This window comes from Arthrobacter sp. 35W, from assembly GCF_000482545.1.
Classification (GTDB): Bacteria; Actinomycetota; Actinomycetes; order Actinomycetales; family Micrococcaceae; genus Specibacter.
The window spans coordinates 720430-743231 of sequence record NZ_KI519455.1 but is presented as its reverse complement, the minus strand read 5'-3'; the positions used below and the strand labels follow the sequence as shown (position 1 = coordinate 743231).

At 65.8% G+C, this 22802-nt stretch carries 25 protein-coding genes, 1 pseudogene and 1 riboswitch; of the genes and pseudogenes, 15 read left to right on the top strand and 11 right to left on the bottom strand.

Annotated elements, in window-relative coordinates:
- The first annotated feature begins 47 nt into the window (after positions 1-47).
- Positions 48-165, top strand: a riboswitch (TPP riboswitch).
- Positions 166-212: 47 nt separating this feature from the next.
- The 3 genes from K254_RS0115545 to K254_RS0115535 are packed head-to-tail and all read left to right on the top strand — an operon-like array spanning position 213 to position 3174.
- A complete protein-coding gene (locus K254_RS0115545; RefSeq protein WP_026556152.1) occupies positions 213-824 on the top strand; it encodes an ECF transporter S component in 612 nt (203 codons plus the stop codon).
- Between the two features lie 2 nt (positions 825-826).
- Positions 827-2383: an ABC transporter ATP-binding protein gene (locus K254_RS0115540; RefSeq protein WP_026556151.1), complete on the top strand. Its 1557-nt coding sequence runs from the start codon at positions 827-829 to the stop codon at positions 2381-2383.
- Positions 2380-3174, top strand: coding sequence for an energy-coupling factor transporter transmembrane component T family protein (locus tag K254_RS0115535; protein ID WP_051389279.1), 795 nt, complete (start codon positions 2380-2382; stop codon positions 3172-3174). The genes K254_RS0115540 and K254_RS0115535 overlap by 4 nt, the downstream gene beginning before the upstream one ends.
- A 94-nt stretch (positions 3175-3268) precedes the next feature.
- Here the strand turns inward: K254_RS0115535 and K254_RS0115530 are convergent, their stop codons facing one another.
- On the bottom strand, positions 3269-4726 hold the full coding sequence (locus K254_RS0115530; protein ID WP_196810978.1) for an amidohydrolase family protein: 1458 nt from the start codon (positions 4724-4726) through the stop codon (positions 3269-3271).
- Between the two features lie 115 nt (positions 4727-4841).
- Here K254_RS0115530 and K254_RS0115525 point away from each other — a divergent pair, with 115 nt between their 5' ends.
- Together K254_RS0115525 and K254_RS0115520 are read left to right on the top strand one after the other, a co-directional pair.
- On the top strand, positions 4842-5960 hold the full coding sequence (locus K254_RS0115525) for a M24 family metallopeptidase (protein ID WP_026556148.1): 1119 nt from the start codon (positions 4842-4844) through the stop codon (positions 5958-5960).
- Positions 5957-6421: a VOC family protein gene (locus tag K254_RS0115520; RefSeq protein ID WP_026556147.1), complete on the top strand. Its 465-nt coding sequence runs from the start codon at positions 5957-5959 to the stop codon at positions 6419-6421. The genes K254_RS0115525 and K254_RS0115520 overlap by 4 nt, the downstream gene beginning before the upstream one ends.
- Before the next feature lie 73 nt (positions 6422-6494).
- Here the strand turns inward: K254_RS0115520 and K254_RS0115515 are convergent, their stop codons facing one another.
- The 5 genes from K254_RS0115515 to K254_RS0115495 form a co-directional block, all read right to left on the bottom strand.
- Positions 6495-7979, bottom strand: coding sequence for an aldehyde dehydrogenase family protein (locus K254_RS0115515; RefSeq protein WP_051389278.1), 1485 nt, complete (start codon positions 7977-7979; stop codon positions 6495-6497).
- An 87-nt stretch (positions 7980-8066) separates the two neighbouring features.
- Positions 8067-9044, bottom strand: a complete 978-nt coding sequence (locus tag K254_RS0115510) for an ABC transporter substrate-binding protein (protein WP_026556145.1) — start codon at positions 9042-9044, stop codon at positions 8067-8069.
- 81 nt (positions 9045-9125) lie between these two features.
- Positions 9126-9986: an ABC transporter permease gene (locus tag K254_RS0115505; protein ID WP_081710183.1), complete on the bottom strand. Its 861-nt coding sequence runs from the start codon at positions 9984-9986 to the stop codon at positions 9126-9128.
- Entirely contained in the window at positions 9983-10729 is a 747-nt protein-coding gene (locus K254_RS23545) for an ABC transporter ATP-binding protein (protein WP_035750247.1), read from the bottom strand. The genes K254_RS0115505 and K254_RS23545 overlap by 4 nt, the downstream gene beginning before the upstream one ends.
- A 243-nt stretch (positions 10730-10972) precedes the next feature.
- Positions 10973-11947, bottom strand: coding sequence for an ABC transporter substrate-binding protein (locus K254_RS0115495; RefSeq protein ID WP_026556143.1), 975 nt, complete (start codon positions 11945-11947; stop codon positions 10973-10975).
- Positions 11948-12232: 285 nt separating this feature from the next.
- Here K254_RS0115495 and K254_RS0115490 point away from each other — a divergent pair, with 285 nt between their 5' ends.
- The 9 genes from K254_RS0115490 to K254_RS25450 all read left to right on the top strand — a co-directional run bounded on the left by K254_RS0115490 (position 12233) and on the right by K254_RS25450 (position 19896).
- Positions 12233-12427, top strand: a complete 195-nt coding sequence (locus K254_RS0115490) for a 2-hydroxymuconate tautomerase (protein WP_026556142.1) — start codon at positions 12233-12235, stop codon at positions 12425-12427.
- A complete protein-coding gene (locus tag K254_RS0115485; RefSeq protein WP_026556141.1) occupies positions 12424-13416 on the top strand; it encodes an isochorismatase family protein in 993 nt (330 codons plus the stop codon). Before K254_RS0115490 ends, K254_RS0115485 begins: the two co-directional genes overlap by 4 nt.
- A 66-nt stretch (positions 13417-13482) precedes the next feature.
- Positions 13483-14637: a mandelate racemase/muconate lactonizing enzyme family protein gene (locus K254_RS0115480; protein ID WP_026556140.1), complete on the top strand. Its 1155-nt coding sequence runs from the start codon at positions 13483-13485 to the stop codon at positions 14635-14637.
- Positions 14634-15713, top strand: coding sequence for an NAD/NADP octopine/nopaline dehydrogenase family protein (locus K254_RS0115475; RefSeq protein WP_026556139.1), 1080 nt, complete (start codon positions 14634-14636; stop codon positions 15711-15713). Before K254_RS0115480 ends, K254_RS0115475 begins: the two co-directional genes overlap by 4 nt.
- 48 nt (positions 15714-15761) lie before the next feature.
- Positions 15762-16661: a dipicolinate synthase subunit DpsA gene (locus K254_RS0115470; RefSeq protein ID WP_026556138.1), complete on the top strand. Its 900-nt coding sequence runs from the start codon at positions 15762-15764 to the stop codon at positions 16659-16661.
- Positions 16651-18018 carry a dihydroorotase gene (locus tag K254_RS0115465; RefSeq protein WP_026556137.1) on the top strand — a complete coding sequence of 456 codons (1368 nt, stop codon included), beginning with the start codon at positions 16651-16653 and terminating at the stop codon, positions 18016-18018. Before K254_RS0115470 ends, K254_RS0115465 begins: the two co-directional genes overlap by 11 nt.
- Positions 18015-18857 (top strand): TIM barrel protein, encoded by an 843-nt coding sequence (locus K254_RS0115460; RefSeq protein WP_026556136.1) that lies wholly within the window; start codon positions 18015-18017, stop codon positions 18855-18857. Before K254_RS0115465 ends, K254_RS0115460 begins: the two co-directional genes overlap by 4 nt.
- A complete protein-coding gene (locus tag K254_RS0115455) occupies positions 18854-19594 on the top strand; it encodes an SDR family NAD(P)-dependent oxidoreductase (protein WP_026556135.1) in 741 nt (246 codons plus the stop codon). The genes K254_RS0115460 and K254_RS0115455 overlap by 4 nt, the downstream gene beginning before the upstream one ends.
- Complete coding sequence (locus K254_RS25450; protein ID WP_081710181.1) at positions 19591-19896, top strand: YciI family protein; 306 nt, start codon at positions 19591-19593, stop codon at positions 19894-19896. Before K254_RS0115455 ends, K254_RS25450 begins: the two co-directional genes overlap by 4 nt.
- Before the next feature lie 107 nt (positions 19897-20003).
- Here the strand turns inward: K254_RS25450 and K254_RS0115445 are convergent.
- Positions 20004-20153 (bottom strand): annotated as a pseudogene (locus tag K254_RS0115445) (IS1380 family transposase); the annotation flags it as partial.
- Positions 20154-20334: 181 nt separating this feature from the next.
- Here K254_RS0115445 and K254_RS23535 point away from each other — a divergent pair.
- On the top strand, positions 20335-20640 hold the full coding sequence (locus K254_RS23535; RefSeq protein ID WP_035750246.1) for a hypothetical protein: 306 nt from the start codon (positions 20335-20337) through the stop codon (positions 20638-20640).
- 2 nt (positions 20641-20642) lie between these two features.
- On the opposite strand, the gene K254_RS0115440 is transcribed toward K254_RS23535, so the two are convergent.
- The 4 genes from K254_RS0115440 to K254_RS0115425 all read right to left on the bottom strand — a co-directional run bounded on the left by K254_RS0115440 (position 20643) and on the right by K254_RS0115425 (position 22800).
- Positions 20643-21218 carry an RNA 2'-phosphotransferase gene (locus K254_RS0115440; protein WP_026556133.1) on the bottom strand — a complete coding sequence of 192 codons (576 nt, stop codon included), beginning with the start codon at positions 21216-21218 and terminating at the stop codon, positions 20643-20645.
- Entirely contained in the window at positions 21215-21568 is a 354-nt protein-coding gene (locus tag K254_RS0115435) for a hypothetical protein (protein ID WP_026556132.1), read from the bottom strand. The genes K254_RS0115440 and K254_RS0115435 overlap by 4 nt, the downstream gene beginning before the upstream one ends.
- A gap of 93 nt (positions 21569-21661) precedes the next feature.
- Positions 21662-22411: a FadR/GntR family transcriptional regulator gene (locus K254_RS0115430; RefSeq protein ID WP_081710179.1), complete on the bottom strand. Its 750-nt coding sequence runs from the start codon at positions 22409-22411 to the stop codon at positions 21662-21664.
- Between the two features lie 116 nt (positions 22412-22527).
- Entirely contained in the window at positions 22528-22800 is a 273-nt protein-coding gene (locus K254_RS0115425) for a biotin/lipoyl-containing protein (protein WP_026556130.1), read from the bottom strand.
- Positions 22801-22802 lie beyond the last annotated feature (2 nt).

The window sequence follows — 22802 nt, the reverse complement described above, 5'->3', positions numbered from 1 at the left end:
CGCGCCGTACCGCCGGATGGGCCGCGGGGGTAGACTGGAGCCGCAAATCAACACGACAGGGGAGCGCCAGTCCTTCATGGGACTGGGCGCTGAGAGTGCGGCCCGCCGCAGACCCTCGAACCTGCTCCGGCTAGTACCGGCGAAGGGAGTCGAGTTCTCTTCGGCCGCGCGCCTGCAACGCTCGGCCGCCCCTCCTGTATAGGAGGAATCCCATGAGCTTTTCAAACGCTGTCCCGAAGAAGGCCACATCAAGCTGGCGCGTCGTGGACATTGTCGTCGCATCCGTGCTGGCCGTCGCCGTCGGCGTCATCTTCTGGCTCTGGAGCCAGGGCTACGGCATCATCGCCGCCATCACCACCGCCTTCCCGCCCCTGGGTGGCCTGTACGGCGGCGGCTGGCTGATTGCCGGCGTCATCGGCGGCCTGGTGATCCGCAAGCCCGGCGCCGCCCTCTACTGCGAACTGGTCGCGGCAGTGGTTGAGGCCCTGCTGGGCACGCACTTCGGCTTCACCGTGCTGATCTCCGGCCTGGTCCAGGGCCTCGGGGCCGAGCTGGCCTTCGCCGTCTTCCGCTACAAGAAGTTCTCCCTGCCGGTGGCCCTGCTCTCCGGTGCGCTGGCCGGGCTGGCCATGGGCCTGAACGACAACATCGGCTACAACGCCGAGTGGGAGTTTGGCTTCAAGGCCGTCTACGTCCTCTTCGCCATCATCTCCGGCATGGTCATCGCCGGCCTGCTGTCCTGGCTGGCCGTGCGCGGGCTGGCCCGCACCGGGGCGCTGTCCAACCTGCCCTCGCGGCATGCCGCCACGGAGCGCGTCCTCTAGCCGTGGCAACCTCGCAACATGTGGTCCCCGCCGCCGTCACGGCCCGGGGGTGGGGCTGGCAGCATTCCGGGCGCCCGCACCAGGCCGTGCGCGGCCTCGACCTGGACATCGCGCCGGGGGAGCGGGTGCTGCTGCTGGGCCCCTCCGGCGCGGGCAAGTCCACGCTGCTCCATGCCCTGGCCGGCGTGCTGGGCTCCGATGAGGAGGCCAGCGAGTTCGGCTCGCTGCTGATCGACGGTGTTCCCGCGGCCGCCGCGCGCGGCCGGGCCGGGCTGATGCAGCAGGACCCCGACGCGCAGGTGGTCCTCTCGAGGATCGGCGACGACGTGGCGTTCGGCGCGGAGAACCTTGCCGTGCCGCCGTCCCAGATCTGGCCGCGCGTGGCCGCCGCGCTCGACGCCGTCGGGCTGCGCCTGCCGCTGGACCACTCCTCCTCGGCACTCTCCGGCGGACAAAAGCAGCGCCTCGGCCTGGCCGGGATCCTGGCCATGCGTCCGGGACTGCTGCTGCTGGACGAGCCGACGGCCAATCTGGATCCGGCCGGTGTGCTGGAGGTCCGCGACGCCGTGCTCAACACGGTGGCCGAAACCGGCGCCACCTTGGTGGTGGTGGAACACCGGGTGGCCGTCTGGGCGGATGCCGTGGATCGGATTGTGGTGCTGGCGCCCGGGCGCCCAGGCGAGGGCGGCGGCGTGCTGCTGGACGGTCCGCCGGCCACGGTGCTGGCCCAGGCCCGCGAGATGCTGTCCGCAGCGGGTGTCTGGGTGCCGGGCCATGTCCCGCCCACCCGGCCGCGGACCAACTCCGGCGGCGGGGAGCTGCTGCTCTCCGCCGATGATCTGGCCGTGTCCCGCCAGCGCGGCCGGCGCCGCCACCCGGCCGTGCCCGCGGCCTCGAACATCGACGTGGCCCTGCAGGCCGGCACGGCCTTGAGCATCACCGGGCCCAACGGTGCCGGAAAGTCCACCCTGGCGCTGACGCTGGGAGGGCTGCTGCCGGCCGCCGCGGGATCCGTCCTGGCGGCGGAACCGCTGGCCCGCGGTGCCGCGAAGGACCCCTACCGCTGGAAGGGGAACCAGCTGATCGAGCGCATCGGCACCGTCTTCCAGGAGCCGGAGCACCAATTCGTCACCGGCAGCGTGCTCGAGGAGCTGCGGTTCGCCCCGAAGCTGCTGGGCCGCGGCGGCGACAGGGTGGACGAGCTGCTGGCCCGGCTGCGGCTGGAGCATCTGGCCGACGCCAACCCGTTCACCCTCTCCGGGGGCGAGAAGCGCCGGTTGTCCGTGGCCACCGTGCTGGCCGCCAGCCCGCAGATCCTGGTGCTGGACGAGCCCACCTTCGGGCAGGATGCCAACACCTGGGCCGAGCTGGCCAGCCTGCTCAGTGAACTGCTCGACGCCGGCACCGCCGTCGTCTCCGTCACCCACGACGCCGAATTCACGCAGGTTCTGGGCGGAAACCGGCTGGAACTGGGCCTGCCCATCGAGGCTGCGGCGCCCGCCTCGGCTCCCGTTCCGGCCGCCGGCGCGGACGCACAGTCCCTGCGGGGTGCGGCATGAGTGTCGATGTTCTGGCGCAGCCGCGCTCGGTGGCCTGGCTGTCCCGGGCCAACCCGCTTGCCAAGCTCGGCGCCGCGATGGTGCTCACTGTTGCACTGCTGCTGACGGTGGACTGGGTGTCGGCGTCGGTGGCGCTGGCCTGCGAACTGGCAATTCTGCCCCTGGCCGGGCTCAGCCTGCGCCTGCTGCTGGTGCGCGGCTGGCCCATCCTGGCCGCCGCCCTGGCCGGAGCCTACGGATCGGCCCTGCTGGCGCCCAAGACGGGTGCCGTGCTGCTGGAATGGGGGCCGTTCCTCTTCACGGAGGGCTCGGTGGAATCCGGTGTGGCTATCGCGCTGCGCGGCCTGGCCATTGGGCTGCCCGGCATCATCGTGCTTGCCAGCACCGATCCCACGGACCTGGCCGATGCGCTGGCGCAGAAGCTGCGCCTGCCGCACCGCTTTGTGCTGGGGGCGCTGGCCGCGATGCGGCTGGTGGGCCTGCTAGTGGCGGAATGGCAGACCCTCGGCATGGCCCGCCGCGCCCGCGGCGTGGGGTCCAACACCGGCGTGTTTGGCCGGATCGTGGCCTCGCTGGGCCAGGCGATGGCCCTGCTGGTGCAGGCCATCCGCCGCGCCTCCCGGCTGGCCGTCACCATGGAAGCCAAGGGCTTCGGTGCCGGGCCGCGCACCTGGGCCCGGGAATCCACGTACTCCCGGATCGATGTCTGGGTGTTCGGTGCCGGCGTCCTCGTGTCGGCCGCGGCCCTGGCCGCCGCCGTCGTCCTGGGCACCTGGAACCCGGTCTTCTAACCCCGCTCCGAACAGCCCACTCGGGGACATCTGTGTAACAGAAAACGCTCGAAACCCGCGGGTTTCGAGCGTTTTCTGTTACACAGATGAGGGTTTAGTCGTACAAGGTGGTGGTCACGGGGACGTGGATTCCCAGCCCGGCGCGCAGGACGATCCGGGCAGCACGTTCGCGGGCCTCTGAGCGCAGCGCCGTCTCATCGATTGCCGTCACGCGGCCCTCCTTGAAGACGGCCTTTCCGGCCACCCAGGTCTGGGAGATGCTGGCCGTGCTCGCCGAGTACACCAGCGCCTGCTCGGGATCGGCGTAGGGCGTCCACTCATGGTGGTTCAGATCGAAGAGCACCAGGTCCGCCTGCTTGCCGACCTCCAGCGAGCCGATCTCGTCGTCCCAGCCGAGGGCTTTGGCACCGTCGATGGTGGCCATCCGGATGGCCTGGCGCGCGCCCACCAGTGTGGGGTCCCGGCGGGCGTCCTTGAACAGGCCCGCTACGATGTGGATCTGCCGGTGGAGGTTGAGGTTGCCGGCGGCGGACACGCCGTCGGTCCCCAACCCCACCGTGACGCCGGCCGCGATCATTTCCGGGTACTTGCCGATGTCGGCGGCACCCTTGGCCAGCTTGAGCGAGCTCGACGGGCAGAAGGCTACCGAGGTTTGGTGGTCCGCCAGCATCTTGACCTCCTCATCGGCGACGGCGACGGCGTGCGCCAGCACGAGGTTGGAGCCGAGCCCGCCGTTGCGAGCGATGCGGCTGATCGGCCACATGCCGTGCCGCTTCTGGCTGACCTGGGCCTCCTCCATGCTGGTGGCGATGTGGTACGTGGTTCCCACACCCAGCTCGGCCGCCAGTTCGCGCGCACCGATGGTCAGATCCAGGCTGCAGGGCTCCTTGCCCTCAATGTTGACCCAGCAGCGGATCCGCCCGTCGGCGTAGCCATTCCATTCCTCAACGCTGCTCTTCAATGCGTCCAGAGCAGTGGCGGAGTTCTTGAAGAAGTGGTGGTCCATCATGTCATCGGACCAGCCAGCCGGGATCTCCGTGGGGCGGATGTCCGCGGCGTGGCGGCCAACAATGCCGCGGATGCCGATCTGGGCGGCGGCCCTGGCGGTCAGGCCGGCGTCGTTCTGGGCGCCCATGTCCAGGAAGCAGGTGGTGCCGCTGCGCAGCATCTCGGCGGTGCCCAGCAGCACGCTGGTGCGCTCGTCGTCCTCGTCCACGTGGGCATAGAAGGGCTTCGCCCAGTGGAACACCCAGGCCCGGGTGGCCAGGACATCGGGAAAAACGGCGCGGCTCAGTGTTTCGGACAGGTGCACATGGGAATCGATGAACCCCGGCGTCATGCCGAGCATCGAGCCGTCAATGGTCTTGTCCACGACGGCGCCGCCCAGCCTCGCGCGGACCTCCCAGGTGGGGCCGATGTCGGCAATCTTGCCGTCCCTGATCAGAATCGCGGCGTTGCGAACGACGTCGTCGTTCTGGTTCGCCGTGACAATGAACTGAAGATTTTCAATAAGTGTGGTTGCGGCGGTTTCGCGGCCCAAATGATGGTTCAACAGTTTTCCTCACCTTGTGGTCTTCGGATTTGTACTCGCCTCAGAACTGCAATGCTTATAGGATATCTGTTGTAAGACCAGTTTGTAAGTGCCGCTTTTCAGACTAGGAGAAATCATGCAGCAGGACGTTGGAAACCGGTTACGGTCCATGATGGCAGAAAAGGGTTTGGACGCGTTGGTGTGTCTTTCCCCGGAAAACGTGGCGTACACCGCCGGCTATGTCATCCCCTCACAACCGCTGATGCGGTGGCGCCATGCGGCAACCGTCCTGCACGGGGACGGCCGCAGTGCGATTGTCTGCATCGACATGGAAGAGACCACCGTGCGCCGGGCCGAAGTGGACGCGGAGATCCGCGTCTGGAAGGAATTCGTCGAGCGCCCCATGGTGGTTCTGGCCGGATTGCTCAAGGATTGGGGTCTGGAATCGGCGCGTGTGGGCACTGAACTCTCCTATCTCTCTTTTGCCGACCACGCCGAAATCGCCGCCCTGGTTCCCGGCTTGGAATTTGTCGCGGCCGATGCGCTGTTGACGAGCGCACGGCAGGTCAAGACGCCGGACGAGCTCGCGCTGCTGGAGCGCTTGTCTCGGATCTCCGACACGGCCATCAAGACCTCGTTTGAGGCCGTGCGGGCCGGATCCACCGAGATGGACATTGCCGCGGCACTGACCCGCAGTGTCTATGAGCAGGGTGCCCAGCAGTTCAAGCTGATGATCGTGGCTACGGGGGAGCGCAGCCAGCTGCCCAATGTCGGCCCCACCAACCGCATCCTGCTGCCCGGGGACGTCTGCCGGGTGGAGATCTTCTCCGTCATTGACGGCTACCAGGCCGGCGTCTGCCGCACCGCGGTGGTCGGGGATCCGCCTGCCGAAGCGGAGCGGGTCTACCAAAACCTTGTCGACTGCAAGCACCAGGTCTTCGAGGCGATCCGCCCGGGTGCCAGCTCGCGGGAGGTCTACGAGCTGTTCAGATCCACGTTCGATGAGCTGGGGCTGCCCGCCATCTCCTTCGTGGCCCACTCGATCGGCACCAACCTCCACGAGGCCCCGTACTTTGGGCCGTACTCGAACGAAAAGGTCGAGGCCGGCATGGTGCTGGGCATGGAACCGCTGGTCTACCGCAGCGGTTTCGGGTTTGGCATGCAGATCAAGGACATGATCGCCGTCGAAGACTCCGGTGCCCGGCTGCTCTCAGATGTGACGGACACGGACAGCCTCTTCCGGATCGAAGCGTGAGCGCCGCCCCGGCCGTGCGGCTGGACCATGTGGGCCTGTGCGTGCCGGACCTGGAGGAGGCGGTGGCGTTCTTTGTGGAGGCGTTCGGTGCCACGGTGGTTTTCCGCCTGGACCGCATCCGCGACCCCGAGGGCGGCTCAATGCAGCGGATCGGCGCCAACCAGACGGCCGAGTTCGAAGCGGTGATGATTGACGTTGCCGGTGCCAGGCTGGAATTGCTGCAGTGGTGGAGTGGGGAGTCCAAGACTGGGCAGCCGGCCGCCATGGATGTCGGAGCCAGCCACCTTGCCCTCCAGACCCCGGACATCCACGCCACCCTGGCGGCCCTGCGCCAGATGCCCGGTGTGGTGGTGATGGGGGAACCCGTCACCTTCACCGAGGGGGCGACGCCGGGACTGAGTAACGCCTTTGTCCGCGCCCCCTGGGGGACCATCCTGGAACTGGTCACCTGGGGCGCCTAAGGCACGACGGAAACACATGGAAGCGCCCCACTGGTTGAACCAGCGGGGCGCCTCCTTGTGGTGCCGGGAACTGCTACCAGAACGTCGGGTTCGAATCGAAGTTCAGGTGCTTGGTCTCGGTGAATTCCAGCAGTCCCTCAATGCCCTGCTGGCGGCCGATGCCGGATTTCTTGAACCCGCCCACCTCCATTTCGCCGTAGAAGTGGTGGTAGGTGTTGATCCAGATGGTGCCCGCGTCGACGGCGCGGCCCACGCGCCAGGAGCGGTCGAGGTCGGAGGTCCAGAGCCCGCAGGCCAGCCCGAATTCCGTGCCGTTGGCGATCTGGATGGCCTCCTCCTCGGTGCCGAACTTCTGCACGGCCAGGACGGGGCCGAAGACCTCCTCCTTGAGCAGGCGCGAGCCGGCGGGCAGGTCTGTGACAATCGTGGGCGCCACGAAATGCCCGTCATCGTAGGGTCCGCCCTCCAGCGCCCGGCCGCCGGCCACCACCGTGCCTTCGGCATTGGCAACTTCGACGTAGTCCCACACTGTCTGCTTGTGGCCGGCGGAGACCAGCGGCCCCATCTGCGTGGCGGGGTCGAGGCCGTCCCCCACATGCATCCCGCGTGCCCGTGCGGCCAGGCGCTCGACGAATTCATCGTGGATGCTTTCCTCCAGCAACAGCCGGCTGCCGGCCGTGCAGATCTGGCCGGCGGAGGAGAAGATGGCGTTCTCGGCGCCAATGAGTGCCTTGTCCAGATTGGCATCGGCAAAGACGATGTTGGGCGACTTTCCGCCCAACTCCAGCGAGACCTTTTTCAGGCTGTCCGCGCCACGCTTCATGACGTTGATGCCCGTGGCGGAATCGCCGGTGAACGCGATCATGTTGACGCCGTCGTGGGTCACCAGACGGTCGCCGACGGTTGCGCCGGAGCCGACCACCGCACGGACGATGCCGTCCGGCAGATCGTCGTCCTGGGCCAGCAGGGCCAGGGCTGCGATGACGATCGCCGGCGTCAGGCTGGCCGGCTTGACGATAACGGCGTTGCCCGCCGCCAGGGCCGGAGCCACGGCCCGGATGGTGAGGTTGAGGGGGTAGTTCCACGGCGTGATGGCGGCAACGATGCCCACCGGCTCGCGCAGAACCACTCCATGGACGCCGTCCTTCAACGCGGCGGAGCGGCCGTAGATGGCCCGGGCCTGGCCGGCGTTGAACTCGATCATGCTGATGCTGCTGAGTACCTCGCCGCGGGCCTGGCCAAGGGTCTTGCCCTGTTCGCGGGTCAGCAGCTCCGCCAGCTGCTCGGTCTGCTGGCGCATCCTTTCGGCCCAGCGGAACAGCACGCGGGCGCGCAGCGCGCCGTCGTTGCGCCAACTGGACTTGCGGAAGGCGCGCTCTGCGCTGTCGACGGCCTCATCGACCTGCCCGAGCGTGGACGTGGCCACGCGGGCGACAAGTCCACCGGTGGCGGGGTCGAAGGTGGCCAGAGCATCTGCGCTGGCGGACAGGAACGGCTGGAGCGTGGAGTCAAAGGCCACGGGGGTCCAAGAGCCGCGGGGGGCGAATGTTGCAGTCATGGGTCGGCCGCTTTCGTGGGTTCGGTGGAGTGGAAATGCAGGTGCCCGGGGCCAGGCCGCAATGGGCAGGGCCCCGGGCTGTGCCGGCTATTTGGGCAGGAAATCGTTGGTGTAGGCGGTCTTGGCGTCGAAGCCGGCAGGAACCTGGCCTATGGAGGCCAGCTGGTCGCGCAGGGTGTTCCAGCGCTCCTCGGTCATCGAGCCGATGGAGGCGCCGAGGTAGTTGCCGTCCTTGATGGTCTTGACCGCGGCGTCAAAAGTGGCCGAATCGGCGTCCTTGTTGGCCGCCATCACAGCCGTCTTGGCGGCGGTGGGATCGGCCTGGAAGCTCTTCCATCCGGCCACCGAGGCCTTGACGACGGACTTCACCAGCTCCGGCTTTTCCTTGACCAGCTTGTCGGTGGTGAAGAGCAGCAGGCCGTACGGGTTGTAGCCGCCATCCTTGGCGATGTTCAGGACGTTGATGTCGATGCCTTCCTTCTCGGCGTTGTAGACATCGGAGGTGACGTAGCACTGCAGGGCCAGGTTGTCGTTGCGCTTGAAGTCCGCCAGCGATCCGGTGTAGTTGATCTCTTCGATGTTGTCCAACTTGAAATGGGACTTGAGGTAGTCGAAGTAGGGGCTCGGGACACGGGAAATCTGGTGGCCGTTCAGCGCCTCGAAGCTGGTGGCACCAATGGCTTTGTGCGACATGATGCACTGCAGGTTGGTGTCGTAGGCCGCTGCCACGGCCACGATCGGCAGGCCGTTCTTGCGGGCCACCATCACATCGTCGGCATTGGCGATGCCGAAGTCCGACTGGCCGGCGGCCACCTGCGCGATGGTCTGGATGCCGGGTCCGCCCTGCTGGACCTTCAGGGTCACGCCCGAGTCCTTCACTGTCTGGTTTTGCATGGCGTCCCAGTACCCGCCCTGCTCGGCCTGGGCGAACCAGTTCATCAGGATGGTGGCCGTCTGGGGGTTGGCAGCCGAGGGGCCGGTGGCGGCGGCGCTGCCGCAGGCCGTGGCGCCAAGAGCAATGACGGCCGCGGAGGCGACGGCGGTGGCGAGGTGCTTGAGCTTCATGGGGTGCCTTTCAGAGGATGTGGGTGATTCATCGCGCGCTTGAGGACGATGATGATGCTGTGGACCGGCCCGAACGGAGGCCTAGGCATCGTCCTTCAATGCTGATTCGTGCCAATGCTTGATCAGACGGTTCCCCACGATCGTCACGACCAGAAAGAAGATGAAGCCCAGCAGCGTTGCTGCCAGAACTTCGGCGAAGAGGAGGCCGGTGGCCAGACGTGACTGGGCAAAAAGCACCTTGACGCCCAGGCCGCCTTCTTCGCCGCCGCTGCCGATGATGAACTCGCCCACGATGGCTCCCACCACGGCCAGACCGGCCGATACGCGCAGGCCGGCGAAGATGTTCGGCAGCGCACTGGGGAGCCGGAGCTGGAGGAACTCGGTGGTCCGGCTGGCGTGGTGCATCCGGAACAGATCCCTGTGGTTCCGGTCCGTGGACAGCAGGCCCAGCAGGGTGTTGTTCAGGATCGGGAAGACGGCGATCATGAACGCGATGACGATGACGGCGCTCTGGTTGTAGCCGAACCAGAGCACAATGATCGGCGCAACAGCCACCACCGGAACGGTCTGGAGGAGCACCGCGTAGGGGTAGAGGCTGCGTTCGAGCATCTTGGACTGGCTCATGATGATGGCGCCGGCAAAACCGACGACGATGGCCAGGACGAATCCGGCGGTGGCCTCGAAGAAGGTGATCCGGATGCCCTGCCAGAGGGTGTCGGGGTTGTCCAAGATGGCCTGCAGCACCTGCTCCGGGCGGGGCAGCAGGTAGTTGCGGTCGCCGTAGACGGTGCTGGAGACAATCGACCAGGCGGCCAGGAAGACCACCAGCACGATTGCCGGCGGCAGGGCAGCCTTCAGAAACGGTTTGGACTTGCCAGCCACAGCCTTGGTGCTGGCGTCAGTGGCGGCCTTGGATGCTGGTTTGGCGATCTGGATGGTCATGCGTGCACTCCTTCCCGCAGGCAATCGGAAATTTCAACGCTGAGAGCCGTGAATTCTGGCGTTAGCCGCAGCTCGGGTGTTCGTGGATACGAGAACGGGACGTCGAAGACGCGTTCAATGCGTCCGGGGCGTGCCGACATCACCACAACCCTGTTGGACAGGTAGATGGCCTCGTAGAGGTTGTGGGTGACAAAGACCGAGGTGAACCCCTTGGACTGCCAGATGCGCAGCAGCTCGTCCTGGAGGACCTCGCGGGTGATTTCATCGAGCGCCGAGAAGGGCTCGTCCATCAGGAACAGCTCCGGCTGGAGGGCCAGGGCCCGGGCCAGCGACAGACGCATTTTCATGCCGCCCGAGAGGTTTCTGGGGTAGACCTTTTCGAACCCCTCAAGGCCCACCATTTTCAGGGCGGCCGTGACGCGCTCGGCCCGTTCGGCCTTGTCGATGCCCTCCAGCTCGCAAATGAGGCTGGCATTGCGGGCCACCGTCCGCCAGGGCAGCAGCGTCGCATCCTGGAAGACAAATGCGCGCCTGTCTCCGTCCGGAATGGTGACCTGGCCGGTGGACGGTGTCGATAGCCCGGCGATAATGCGCAGCAGTGTGGATTTTCCGCAGCCGGAGGGTCCCAGCAGTGAAACAAATTCCCCTTTGCCAATTTGCAGATCAACGGGTTGCAGTGCGATTGTTCCATTTGGATATGTCTTGGACGCACCGACCACGTCGATGTGTTTTTGGTTCATCATGGATGGCTCTCCTTCAGGTACCGCGCCGTTGCAGTCTGGCTTGCATCCAAGGACCCCTGGGGTGCAGGCGCTCTACATATCCACCCTCTGAATCAGGGTCTGTGTCGACTCAACTGGACTGATGTGTGACATGTACTACAAGGCTGGTGGTGTTTGGTGGTGATGTCAATACCCCAGCGCCCCCGGCGTCTCTGCGCTCCGGATGTGACGCGGGAGCCCTCCGGGGCGCCAGGGCATTGCCGGCTATTTGGGCATGAACGCTGTGGTGTAGGCGCTCTTGGCGTCGAAGTCCGCCGGAAGCTGGCCGATGGAGGCCAGCTGGTCGCGCAGAGTGGTCCAACGCTCGTCCGTCATGGTGCCGATCGAGGAGCCCAGATAGCCGCCGGCCTTGATGGTCTTGGCCGAGGCATCAAAGATTGCCGGGTCGGTGTCCTTGTTCGCAGCCATGACGGCAGTCTTGGCATCGGCGGGGTCGGCCAGGAAGTTCTTCCACCCGGCGATGGACGCGGCGACAACGGACTTTACGAGCTCCGGCTTTTCCTTGACCACCTTGTCGGTGGTGAAGAGCAGCAGTCCGTAGGGGTTGTAGCCGCCGTCCTTGGCAACGCTGAGAACGTTGATGTCCACACCCTCCCGTGACGCCTTGAAGACGTCCGAGGTGATGAAGCACTGCTGGACGAGGTTGTCGTTGCGCTTGAAGTCCGCCATGGACCCGGTGAAGTTGATCTCCTCAATGGCATCAAGGGAGAAATGGCTCTTGAGATAGTCGAAGTAGGGTGCCGGCCGCCTGGACACCTGGTGGCCGTTGAGCTGGGAAAAATCCGTGATGCCCGCGCTCTTGTGCGACATCATGCAGAAGAGGTTGGTGTCGTAGGCGCCGGCCACGGCCACAATCGGCAGGCCGTTCTTGCGGGCCACCATCACCTCGTCCGCGTTGGCAATGCCGAAGTCGGCCTGGCCCGCGGCCACCTGCGGGATGGTCTGGATGCCGGGTCCGCCCTGCTTGACCTCAAGGGTCAGCCCGGCGTCCTTGCCGGTCTGGTTCTCCATGGCATCCCAATACCCGCCCTGCTCGGCCTGGGCGAAGTAGTTCATCAGGATGGAGGCACTCTGGGGGTTGGCTGTTGACGGCCCGGCGGCGGCGCTGCCGCAGGCCGTTGCGCCGAGCGTAATGACCGCCGCCGATGCGAGCAATGTGAAAACGTTTGAAACCTTCATTGCGGGTCCTTTGCAATCCATATGGGTCGAGGCTGTCGACACCGGACAGTGTGTAGGCAAGAAGGTGCGGCAGCCACATGTGAATGCCGCAGGTCCCTGGTTGGTGCCGAAAGCCGGGATGGAATTACAACTCTTCCGAACTGGCATGACGTGTGATATGTTGCACCTGAGGTCAATGCTGGATCCATTCAACAGCGAAGTCAAGGACTTTTGCGGCAACAAAGAAGTGCCCGCAATAGTCGATAATTCGCGCCTGATTCATCGAGTAGCAAAGGGGCTAATTCCATGCCGTTCATTGAAATCCACATGTTTGAGGGGCGGACCCTTGAACAAAAAAGAGCGCTGACCAAGGCTGTCACCGAGGCCATGGTGGAGCATGCAGGCGCCAAGGCGGAGGGATTGCACGTGGCAATCTCCGAATATGCGCTGGAGAACTGGGCGCGGGCCGGCGTTCTCAGTGTCGACAGGAAAGACCTTTGAGCGCGCTGGCGGGGCTGGCGAAGGAATCGGCGGCACTGCTGGTCATCGACCCGCAGAATGCCTTTGTCCATCCCGAAGGAACCCTGGGCATTTCAGGCGTCAACATCGCGCCGGCCCAGGCGGCCATGCAATCCATCCGCCGCCTGGCGGAACAGTTCAAGGCGGCCGGCCTTCCGGTGATCTGGACGCAGCAGGTGCATCTGGAAAAGGATGCCTCCCGTGATGCCAAAGTCCTGGCCTCGCACACCGACAAGCGTGCCCGGGTTTCGGCCATTTCCGGGTCCTGGGATGCCGCCTTCGTCGACGAAGTTGCCGATCTCATCGACGATCCGACCTACGTCGTCGTCAAGCACCGCTTCGGAGCGTTCTACGAAACCCGGTTGGATGCGCTGCTGCGCATGCTCGGCGTCACCACCCTCTTTGTGACGGGTGTGACGGCGAATGCCTGTGTGGAGACGACCCTGCGCGAGGCCTACCTCCGCGACTACGACGTCGTCGCCGTCACCGATGGCATTGCGGCCGTGAGGCCCGCGTGGATCGACACGGCGCAGGCCGTCTGGGCCCAGTACCTGGGCGTTGTGTCCTCCGAGCAGGAGGTGTCCGAGTGGCTGGAGCACAGCAGCCGCCCGCAGGCCCTTGGACTGCACCACCTGCTGCTGGAAACCAAGGATCTGGCGGCCTCCGAGCGCTTCTACTTTGACGTGCTGGGCTTCGACGAGCGCAAGCGCGAGGCCTTCCGCGACGGCCGGAAATTTGTCGCCACACACCAGGGACTAGCCCTGGTGGAGGGTGGACCGGACTTCACCGGTGCGGCGTCGACCCTGGAGCACCTGTGCTTTAGGGCCAGGGGCATCGACGCCATTGCCGAACGCGCCCGCGCCGGCGACCACCGCATCATCCGGGGCCCCGGGCCCGGCCCCTACGGCCACACCGTGTACATCGAGGACCCTGACGGCAACGAGATCGAACTCTTCGACGTCTCCGTCTGACGGCGCGATCCGACAGTGCAGTCGGACGCAACCTTATTCCTCTCCACCTGCAGCAAAGGGAATGCCATGAAAATCACAGACATCAAGGTCCACCTCGTCCGCCTGCCACCGCGCCGCGACCACAACTGGGCATCCAAGATGTCCACACCCATCGGCCACACGGCCATCATCGAACTCGAAACCGATGAGGGCATCGTTGGCTGGGGCGAGTCCCCGGCCGGGGCCACCTGGGGCGGATCGCACATGCGGTACTACGGTGAATCCCCGGAGACCGTGCGGCTGGTCATCGAGACGCACCTGCTCCCGGCGATCAAGGGCATGGACCCGGTGGACATCTCACTCATCCACGACGCTATGGACAAGGTCATCAAGGGCCACCCATACGCCAAGGCGGCCGTGGACATTGCCTGCTACGACGCCGCCGGCAAGGCTCTCGGCGTTCCGGTGAGCACACTGCTGGGCGGGGCGCACAAGAACTCGATCGAGGTGGCACACTCCCTGGGCATCATGGATCTGGACAAGTGCTACGCCGAGGCCGAGGCGGCCGTGGCCGAGGGTGCGCTGACCATCAAGTGCAAGACGGGTCTGGACACCGAACGCGACGTCACCTTGGTGCGCGAACTGCGCCGCCGCCTGGGCGATGACATTAAGATCCGCGTCGACGGCAACGAGGGCTACGCCTCCGTCGCGGAGGCCGTGGCCGTGACCCGGCGGCAGGAGGAGTTCAACATCCTGCTGTGCGAGCAGCCCGTCATGGGAGCGGCCGGCCTAGGCAAGGTCGCTGCACGGATCGAATCGCCCGTGATGGCCGATGAGTCGGCCTGGACGGTGCAGGACATTCTGGAACTGGATGCGCTCGACGCCGCGGCCTGCATTTCGCTGTACGTCACCAAGCCGGGCGGCCTGTTCAAGGCCCGCCAGGTGGGGGACATCGCCGGCCATCTGGGGATGTACGCCGACATCGGCGGCTCCATTGAAACGGGCATCGGAAACGCGGCCAATCTGCATCTGGCCAGTGCCACCAAGATCGCAACGCTGCCCAGCGTCTGCCCGGTGTCCACTCCCGAGGGCGCAGCGGGCCCCAAGACCGCTGGCATCTACTACCTGGACGATCTCATCGCTGAGCCGTTCAAGTTTGAGAACGGCCGGGTCTTCGCCCCCGAGGGCCCCGGACTGGGCATCGAGGTAAACCGCGAGAAGCTGGCCAGGTACGCGGTATGACCATCGCCGTCCTGGGCGCCGGCGGCGGCGGCCTTTCCGCAGTGGTGGAACTGACGCAGGCCGGGCACGACGTCGTCCTGTGGAACCGCAACCCCGGCAAGCTCGCCGTCCACCGGGCGAACGGGGGCGTGCTGCACCGGGGCGTGTTCGGTGAGGGGCTGGCCCAGCCCCAGCGTATGACCGCGGACCTCGCGGAGGCGCTGGAGGGGGCGGACGCGGTGGTCGTCTGCCTCCCCAGCATCGTCCACGGCAGGCTCTTCGCCGATCTGGCGGAGGCTGGCTGCAAGGTGCCGGTGGTGCTCAACCCCGGCCACACCGGGGGAGCGCTGCACCTGCGCACCGTCTTCGCCAGGGCAGGTGCGGCGCTGCCGCCGGTGGCCGAATTCTCCACGCTCACCTATGTGGCGCGGGTGAACGACGCAGGCGTGGTCAACACCACCGGCCGTGCCGCACAGGTCCGCGTGGCAGCCCTGCCCGGCGGCGCCGCCGCAGTGGCGTGGGCCAAGAAGCTTTTCCCCGGGTGCAGCGAGGTTGCGGACGTGCTCGCCTCGAGCCTGTCCAACGTCAACCTGGTGCTGCACCCGCCCGGTGCCATTCTGGGTGCGGCGTGGGTTGAGGCGTCCGGCGGTGATTTCACCTTCTATGTCGAGGGCATGACCGACGGCGTTGGCCGGGTGCTTGAACAGCTCGACGCCGAGCGGCTCGAGGTGGCGCGGGCCTTTGGCCACGAACTGCCTCCGCTCGTGGCCGAAATGGACGAAATTGGCACCGTGGACCGGGCCGCCGCCCGCGCCGGCGACACGGTGGCGGCCATTCGGGGCGGCACGGCGAACGCGGCCATCATGGCCCCTGACTCCTTCGCGCACCGGTACTACCAGGAGGATCTGGCCTTCGGCCTGCTGCCCTTTGTCGAGCTGGCCCGCATCGCCGGCGTCGAGGTCCCCGTGGCCGCGGCACTGCTGACGCTGGGCTCGACGGCGGTGGGCGGCGGTCTGCTGGCCGCCGGCCTGGATGCCGAAGCCCTGGGCCTGTCCGGGACAACCCGGGACCAGCTGGTGGAATCCGTCCGCCACTAGCAGTGCACCATCTCATTCGTTTGCATGTGGTTAGAAAGCAGGAAGTGAATGCAGCTCGTCAACCGGAAAATAGCAGTCGTCGGTGGGGATGAACGGGAGCAGGAGATTGCCAGGCTCGCCGCCACCACGGGGGCCGCGGTCAGCGCCTATGGCTTCCCCTGGCCCGAGGGTGGGATCGCCGGGGTGGAGCCTGCCTCCTCGGCCAAGGAGGCCCTCAATGGCGCGGACTACGCGCTCTTCCCCATTCCCGGCCAGGCGCTGGACGGGACGTTGTTCGCGCCGGAGTCCCCGGAAACGATCACGCCCGACGAGGCCCTGCTGTCCGTGATGGCGGACGGGTCCACCATCATTCTCGGCTGGCCCAATGAGCAGTTGAAGGCCGCGGCAGAGGTCCACGGCATCGGATTCAGCGAATATGAGCACGACGTCGAGCTGATGCTGCTGCGTGCGCCCGCCATCGTGGAGGGCGCCCTGGGGCAGATCATCGCCAACACGGACGTCACCATCCACAACAGCGACGTCCTCGTCGTCGGGCACGGCAACATCGGGCGGATCCTGGCCCGCACGCTGGTTGTGCTGGGCGCGCGGGTCCACCTGGCGGCACGCAATCCGGTGCAGCGCGCCGATGCGCTCGCCGCCGGCTGCATTCCGCACCCGTTGGAGGACATCCGCGGGATCGCCCCCACGGTGTCCATGCTGTTTTCCACGGTGCCGACCTCCGTGGTCGACGCCGGAACGCTGGCGCTGCTGCCGCCCAAATCACTGGTGATGGACCTCTCCGCCCCGCCCGGCGGGATCGATCTGGCGGCGGCGGAAAAACTGGGCCACACGGCGGTGTGGGCGCGCGGCCTGGGGCGCCGGGCACCCATTACAGTGGGGGCCAGCCAGTGGAGCGGCATTGCACAGCGGATTGCAGACATCGAAAGGTCAAAGGGTTATGAAGTTTGATTTGGTTCTGAAGAATGCACGGCTGGTCGACCACGCGGGGGAGCAGTTCGGCGCCATCGCCATCCAGGACGGCCGGATCGCGGCCATCGGCAGCACCGACGCCTTTGACGACGCCGTCCGGACCGTCGACGTCGGCGGCAAGGTGGTCATGCCCGGGGTCATCGATCCGCACTGCCACCTGGGCGTCAACTACGGCTACGACGACGATATGCGCACCGAAACGGCCGCGGCGGCCCGCGGGGGCGTGACCACCATCCTGCTGTTCATCCGCAATATGGAGGGCTCCTACATCCCCTTCTACAAGGACCGCCGCGAGCGGGGAGAGTCCAACGCCGTCATCGATTTTGGCTTCCACTTCGGCATCCAGCGTGAAGAGCATGTCGGGGAGATCGCCGAGATTGCGCGGGTTACGGGCGTGCAGTCGTTCAAATGCCACATGGGTTACGAGCCGGGGAACCCCATCGGCATCGTTTCCTCCACCGATTCCTGGATTTTTGGGGCCATGCGGGAGGCCGCAAAGCTTCCCAACGGCGTGGTCTCCGTGCACTGCGAGAACACCGAGCTGGTGCAGCTGCTGAAGAAGGACATGATCGCCACCGGACGCCAGGACCTCGCGGCATACACGGAATCGCGCCCCGTCTTCGTTGAAGAGGAGGCCATCGCGCGGATGATCCGCTTCTCCGAGATCACCGGCTGCCCGCTGTACATCGTGCACACCACCGCCGCCAAGGGGCCCGTCATGGCCAGCGAGGCCCGGGCACGCGGCGTCGACGTGACGGTTGAGACCTGCCCGCACTACCTGACCCGGACCGCCTACGACCCGGACCTGACGGCCACGGCCAAGATCTCTCCGCCGCTGCGCGACCGCGAGCAGCTGGAAGGCCTCTGGAAGGGCGTGCTGGGAGGCGGCGTCGGCACCCTGGGCACGGATCACGTCCCGTTTGAAAAGAACGGAGGGGATCTCTGGAAGGAGAAGCCCGGCGTGGTGACGTTCCCCTGGGAGCTCTCGCTCATGCTGCACTTCGGCGTCCACGAGCGCGGCATGTCCCTGTCCCGGCTGGTGGAGCTGAACTCCTACAACCCGGCCAAGCGCTTTGGCCTGTACCCCCAGAAGGGTGCGCTGGCTGTGGGTTCCGACGCCGACCTGGTGGTGGTTGACCTCGACGAGGAGCGCGTGGTGGAGCACGACGGCAAGGGCACCTGCCTGTACGAGGGCTGGAACCTGCGCGGCTGGCCCGTGATGACCATTTCCCGCGGCGAGGTCATCTTTGACCACGCCCAGGACGAAGAGGTTCCCTACGGCCGCGGCCGCTGCGTGACCGTGCCGGAATCCGAACGGGCCCTGGTGGCGCTGTGACGGCCCCCAAGGAGCGCCGCACGCTGCGCTCCGTGTCGATCCACTTCATGTGGGAGGCGCTGCCGATGCCGGAGCGGGTCCGTGCAGCCGCGGCGGCGGGCTTTGACCTGGTCGACCTGTGGGACTGGCGGAATGTGGAGATCGACGAGATCGCCCGGGCGGCGGCGGAATCAGGCATCGGCATCAACGGCTTCTTCGGAAACCGCGCCTTCTCCGCCTGCGACCCCGCCCAGCGCACCGCCTTCCTCAACGAGGTCAAGGAATCCCTGGCCTGTGCCGTGCGGGTGGGGGCCCGGCAGCTGCACCTCTTCTCCAACGCCATCCGCCCCGGCGGCGTCGTCGCACCCAGCCCTGCCCTTTCCCCGGCTCTCCTGCACGCAGCCTGCGTTGATGCCGTGTCGGAGCTGGCGCCGCTGGCCGCTGAGGCGGGGGTGGTGCTGGTGCTGGAGCATCTGAACGACGTCCACCTGCCCGGGTACCTGTGGACGGGCGCCCAGTCCGTCATCGACGTGGCCCGGGACGTGGACCACCCGAATGTCCGGGTGGTCTTTGACGCCTTCCACCAGCAGCTCGGAACCGGGCGGCTGGCCGAACACCTCATCGCCGCCATGCCCTACCTGGGCAGGGTGGACATTGCGGGCGTGCCCGGGCGGCACGAGCCCGGGGTGGGGGAGATCGACTTTGCCTATCTGCGCGGGGTCCTTGACGAGCATGGATGGCGGGGCACCGTGACCTTTGAGGTGGTCCCCAGCGACGGGAATCCAGAGACGGCAGTGCGGCGCATCGAGGAATTCTTCCCGGCCGCCTGGTGTGGACAACGAGAGCAGGTGCGGGCATGAGCGCAGTGGCAGGAAAGATAGCAGTCATCACCGGGGCCGGTTCCCGGGGCGGGCAGGGCGAGGCCGAGGCCAGGTTGCTGGCGCGCAACGGCGCACGCGTGGTGCTGGTGGATTTGCCGGGCTCGGACGGGGCCGCCATCGCGGCGGAGATCGGTGCGGACCTGGCCGAGTTCCATGCCCTGGATGTCACGGATGCTGAGGCCTGGGAGGAACTGGTCTCTGCGGTGCGGGAGGGCTACGGCCGCCTCGACATCCTGGTCAACAATGCCGGCGTCTGGCTGCAGAAGGGCGTCCTGGACACCACACCGGAGGAGTTCCGGAAGGTCGTGGACATCAACCAGACGGGCGTGTTCCTGGGGATGCACTTCTTTGCGCCGCTGATGAAGGAACAGGGCGGCGGATCGATCATCAACACCTGCTCCACGGCCGGACTGGTGGGCGGCGGCATGCCACACGCCTACGCGGCCAGCAAGTGGGCGGTGCGCGGCATGTCCCGCGCCGCCGCGCATGAGCTGGCGCCGTTTGGCATCCGGGTCAACGCGATCTGCCCCGGCGTCATCAACACGCCCATGATCGAAGGGGGCGAGGCCATGCTGGACCTGCTGGCCGCCACCATCCCCTCCGGGAAGGTGGGCCAGCCCGACGACGTGGCCCAGCTGGTGCTGTTCCTGGCCTCCAATGCCAGCAGCTACATCTCCGGCTCGGAAATCGCCATCGATGCGGCGGTGTCCGCCTGAGCGCGCACTATGCGATCCACTGCCTGGACGGGCCCGAATCCGGGCCCGTCCGGGAGCGCGCGCTTGCAGCCCATCGGGACTACGTCGATGGGCTGCAAGCGCACATTGCCATGAGCGGCCCACTCCTGGCCGAGGACGGCGTGGCGCGCACGGGCCAGCTCTACATCGTCGAGGCCGAGGATGAACACGACGCCCGCCGCTTCATCGATGAGGACCCCTTCACCGTGGCCGGCGTCTTCGCATCGATCACCGTGCACCGGTTCTGGGCCAAGTTCCTCAACGGTGCCAGGGAAGCGGTCTAGCAGGAAAGAGTGTGTGGCATCATTGGTCCAATGAATCTTCTGCCTCCGCTGGATCAAGTGCCATCGGATTCAGGCGTCATTCTCATGCACCTGAGCGAGACGAAGGCGGCCGGGACGAACTGGCCCAGACGGTCCTCACACAAGTCCCGGAAACCGAGCGCGTCGACGAACGACGTCACCACGTTCAGGCCGGCCTGGGAGAGCAGCGACTGGCCGGTCGTGGCAACAGGAACGGACGGGAAAACAGGGGTAGCCATAAACACCGAAAGGGTGCTCCTTAGCTCGGTGGAATAACGGTCTCGACAACCACTATTTTTCCAGCTCAGAGCGCCCTTTCAGCTCTTAAACACACCCCGCGAACGACAGCCCCATGAAACCCTCGGGCTAGACGATATTCACATATTTCCGGGTTTCTACCTGCTGTCAGTTGATGACGCAGTGGCCAACTACCGCGCATTCCTCGCGGATTCCCGGTGGGTGCCGGTTTGGTTCCCATTGTTTGCCAACTGTGGGGGCGATTTTTACGTCATCGACCTCAACCAAGGTGAATTTGGAACAATCTGGCATTTTCGGATTGATGAAGAAGAGCATGCTGTCGAGTTTGCATCGATAGGCGCCATGGTCTCAACACTTGTTGAGTCATTCGCAAGAGGGACGTTTTTTGTGGATTCGAGTCGCTATCTCGAGATGGACTACAATTCCTTCGCGGCGGTGGCTGCGGAGTTGAATCCTCGAATTCCCTAAGGTCAGGTGCGCCCAGGGTCGTCGAGGACGCGGATGACCTGCGCGGGGATCTTGTCCGCGAGCCACACAAGCCCGTGGGTTCTGTGAAAGGCAACGCCGGTAAGGAATGCAGACCTCGAGTCAATCCTCAGGACCACCGTCGTGCCAGGTTTTCGGCTGCCAACCATCCTTGCCATTGCAATGTCCGCCGACAGATGAACGTATTGCCGCTCTTGAGGGCGGAGCCCTTCGGCCAGGATTGAGGGGAGGCTCTGGGATGACGTTCCGTGGAACAGCTCGGGCGGTGGTTCCGCTGGGTCCATGCGGATGTGGCCAGGAAGGCTGTGGCCGTGCATTGCACGTATCCTCACGCCGCGGATTTCATGGCGAGGTTTGGCGGATGCCGCGATCATCGCGTCAAGGTCGGAAAGTTCCACATCTGCCCAATCGGGGGACTCCCTCCGCAGCGCGGTCAGCAGGTCGTCGACTTTCGTCCATCCGTGTTCGTCAATCTCCAACCCGTAGAGCCATGGCTGGTGGCGCAGGGCATGGGAGACCACCTTGCTCAGCCTGTTGAGGTCGTAGCGGCGCTCCCTCACCAGTGGTCCAGCATGTCGTCGACAGCGCTATGGAACCAGGCCCTGAAATCCTGAAACCCCGGGCTGCGGGCCCCCCAGCCGGGTGATGCGAAGTCGTGCACGATGGACACTTGGCCCGTGGCCAAGTCCCAGCACGCGACATCGTCATTGTCCTGGCGCTTTGCGATGGGAATGAGCCGGCGAGCCGGGTAGCGCTTGGCCAAGCCCGCATGGGTTCCCCGAAGCATGTCCCCGGTCAACACCCACCAGGGCTCCAGTTCGAGCAGCCCCTGTTCCACCACCCGCAGGAACTCCGGAGGGTACGTAAATTCCGGTGGAAGTTCCGAGGGGGCCAATAGCGAGTCATCCATGAGTTTCCATCCTGTAGGTGCCGGACCAAATGATGCCACAACCAAGATGAGGGGCCCGTCCACTGGACGGGCCCCTCATCTGTGTTCGAGCCCCTAGGCAGTGATCCCCGCGCTGCGGAAACCATCAACCCACTTGAGCATGCCCATCACATGGTCCACGGCCGCTTCATGCGCCGCGGCGCCGTCGTGGGCCAGGATGGCGTCAAGGATCAGCTGGTGGCCGGCCACCGAGATAGGCAGCTGCCCCTCCTGGGAGAACAGGATGTCCCGGGACTCGGTGAGTACGCCGTTCAGATCCGCCAGCAGGTCCGGCAGCAGGCTTCCGCCGCCGGCTAGGGCAATGGCCCGGTGGAACGCCACATCCAGCACCGCAAGCTCGGCCGGATCGGCGTTGTCCTTGGCCGCATCCGAGAACGAATCATGCGCGTTTCGGATGAGGGCCAGAGCGTCTTCTCCGCCGTCGTTTGCCGCCATTTCGGCTGCCAACCCGTCCAACGCCCCACGAACGCGCAGCAGTTCGCTGAGCTCATCGCGGTGCATTTCCAGATACAGCCCGAAGGGGCCGGCATAGGCACCGGTGATGCCCTGCCGGACCAGCGCACCCTTGCCGTGCTGGATTTCAATGAGACCTGTGGCCTCCAGCCCGGCCAGCGCCTCGCGGATGCTGACGCGGCTCACACCAAACGCTTCGCAGAGTTTCCGTTCCGAGGGAAGGAGCGTCCCGGGCGGAAACTCATTCCGACGAATCGCGGCCAGGAGTTGATCCCTTACCTGTTGGGTGGGACTGATCCGTGCCACTGCTACGAATGAGGACTCGGTTTCGACCGCTCCCTTTTCATTCATGACTAATTCCAATCTGTGCAATTGACGAGCGATAACCGCTGTTACGCCTGTGTCGAACACGTGCTGCGAAGAAGTCCAACCCAGTGGGTGCGCCGCATGGTCCAATGCCGACTGGGCTACAGATTTGCTCGATAGCTATCGTAGTCCTGTTGATCTGCCGCAATGGTGATGATCGACGCGCCAACCTCGACGTCGTCGCCCTCACCTGCCAGCAGAGCGGCGACGACGCCCGGCACGGGCGCCTCCAGCTCAACGGTGATCTTGTCGGTGTCGATGCTCGCCAGCACCTGGCCCTCGGTGACGAGGTCGCCCACGCTGACATTCCACTCCGCGACGGTTCCTGATTCCATGGTGACTCCCCATTTGGGCAGCGGGTATTCGGTTGCCATAT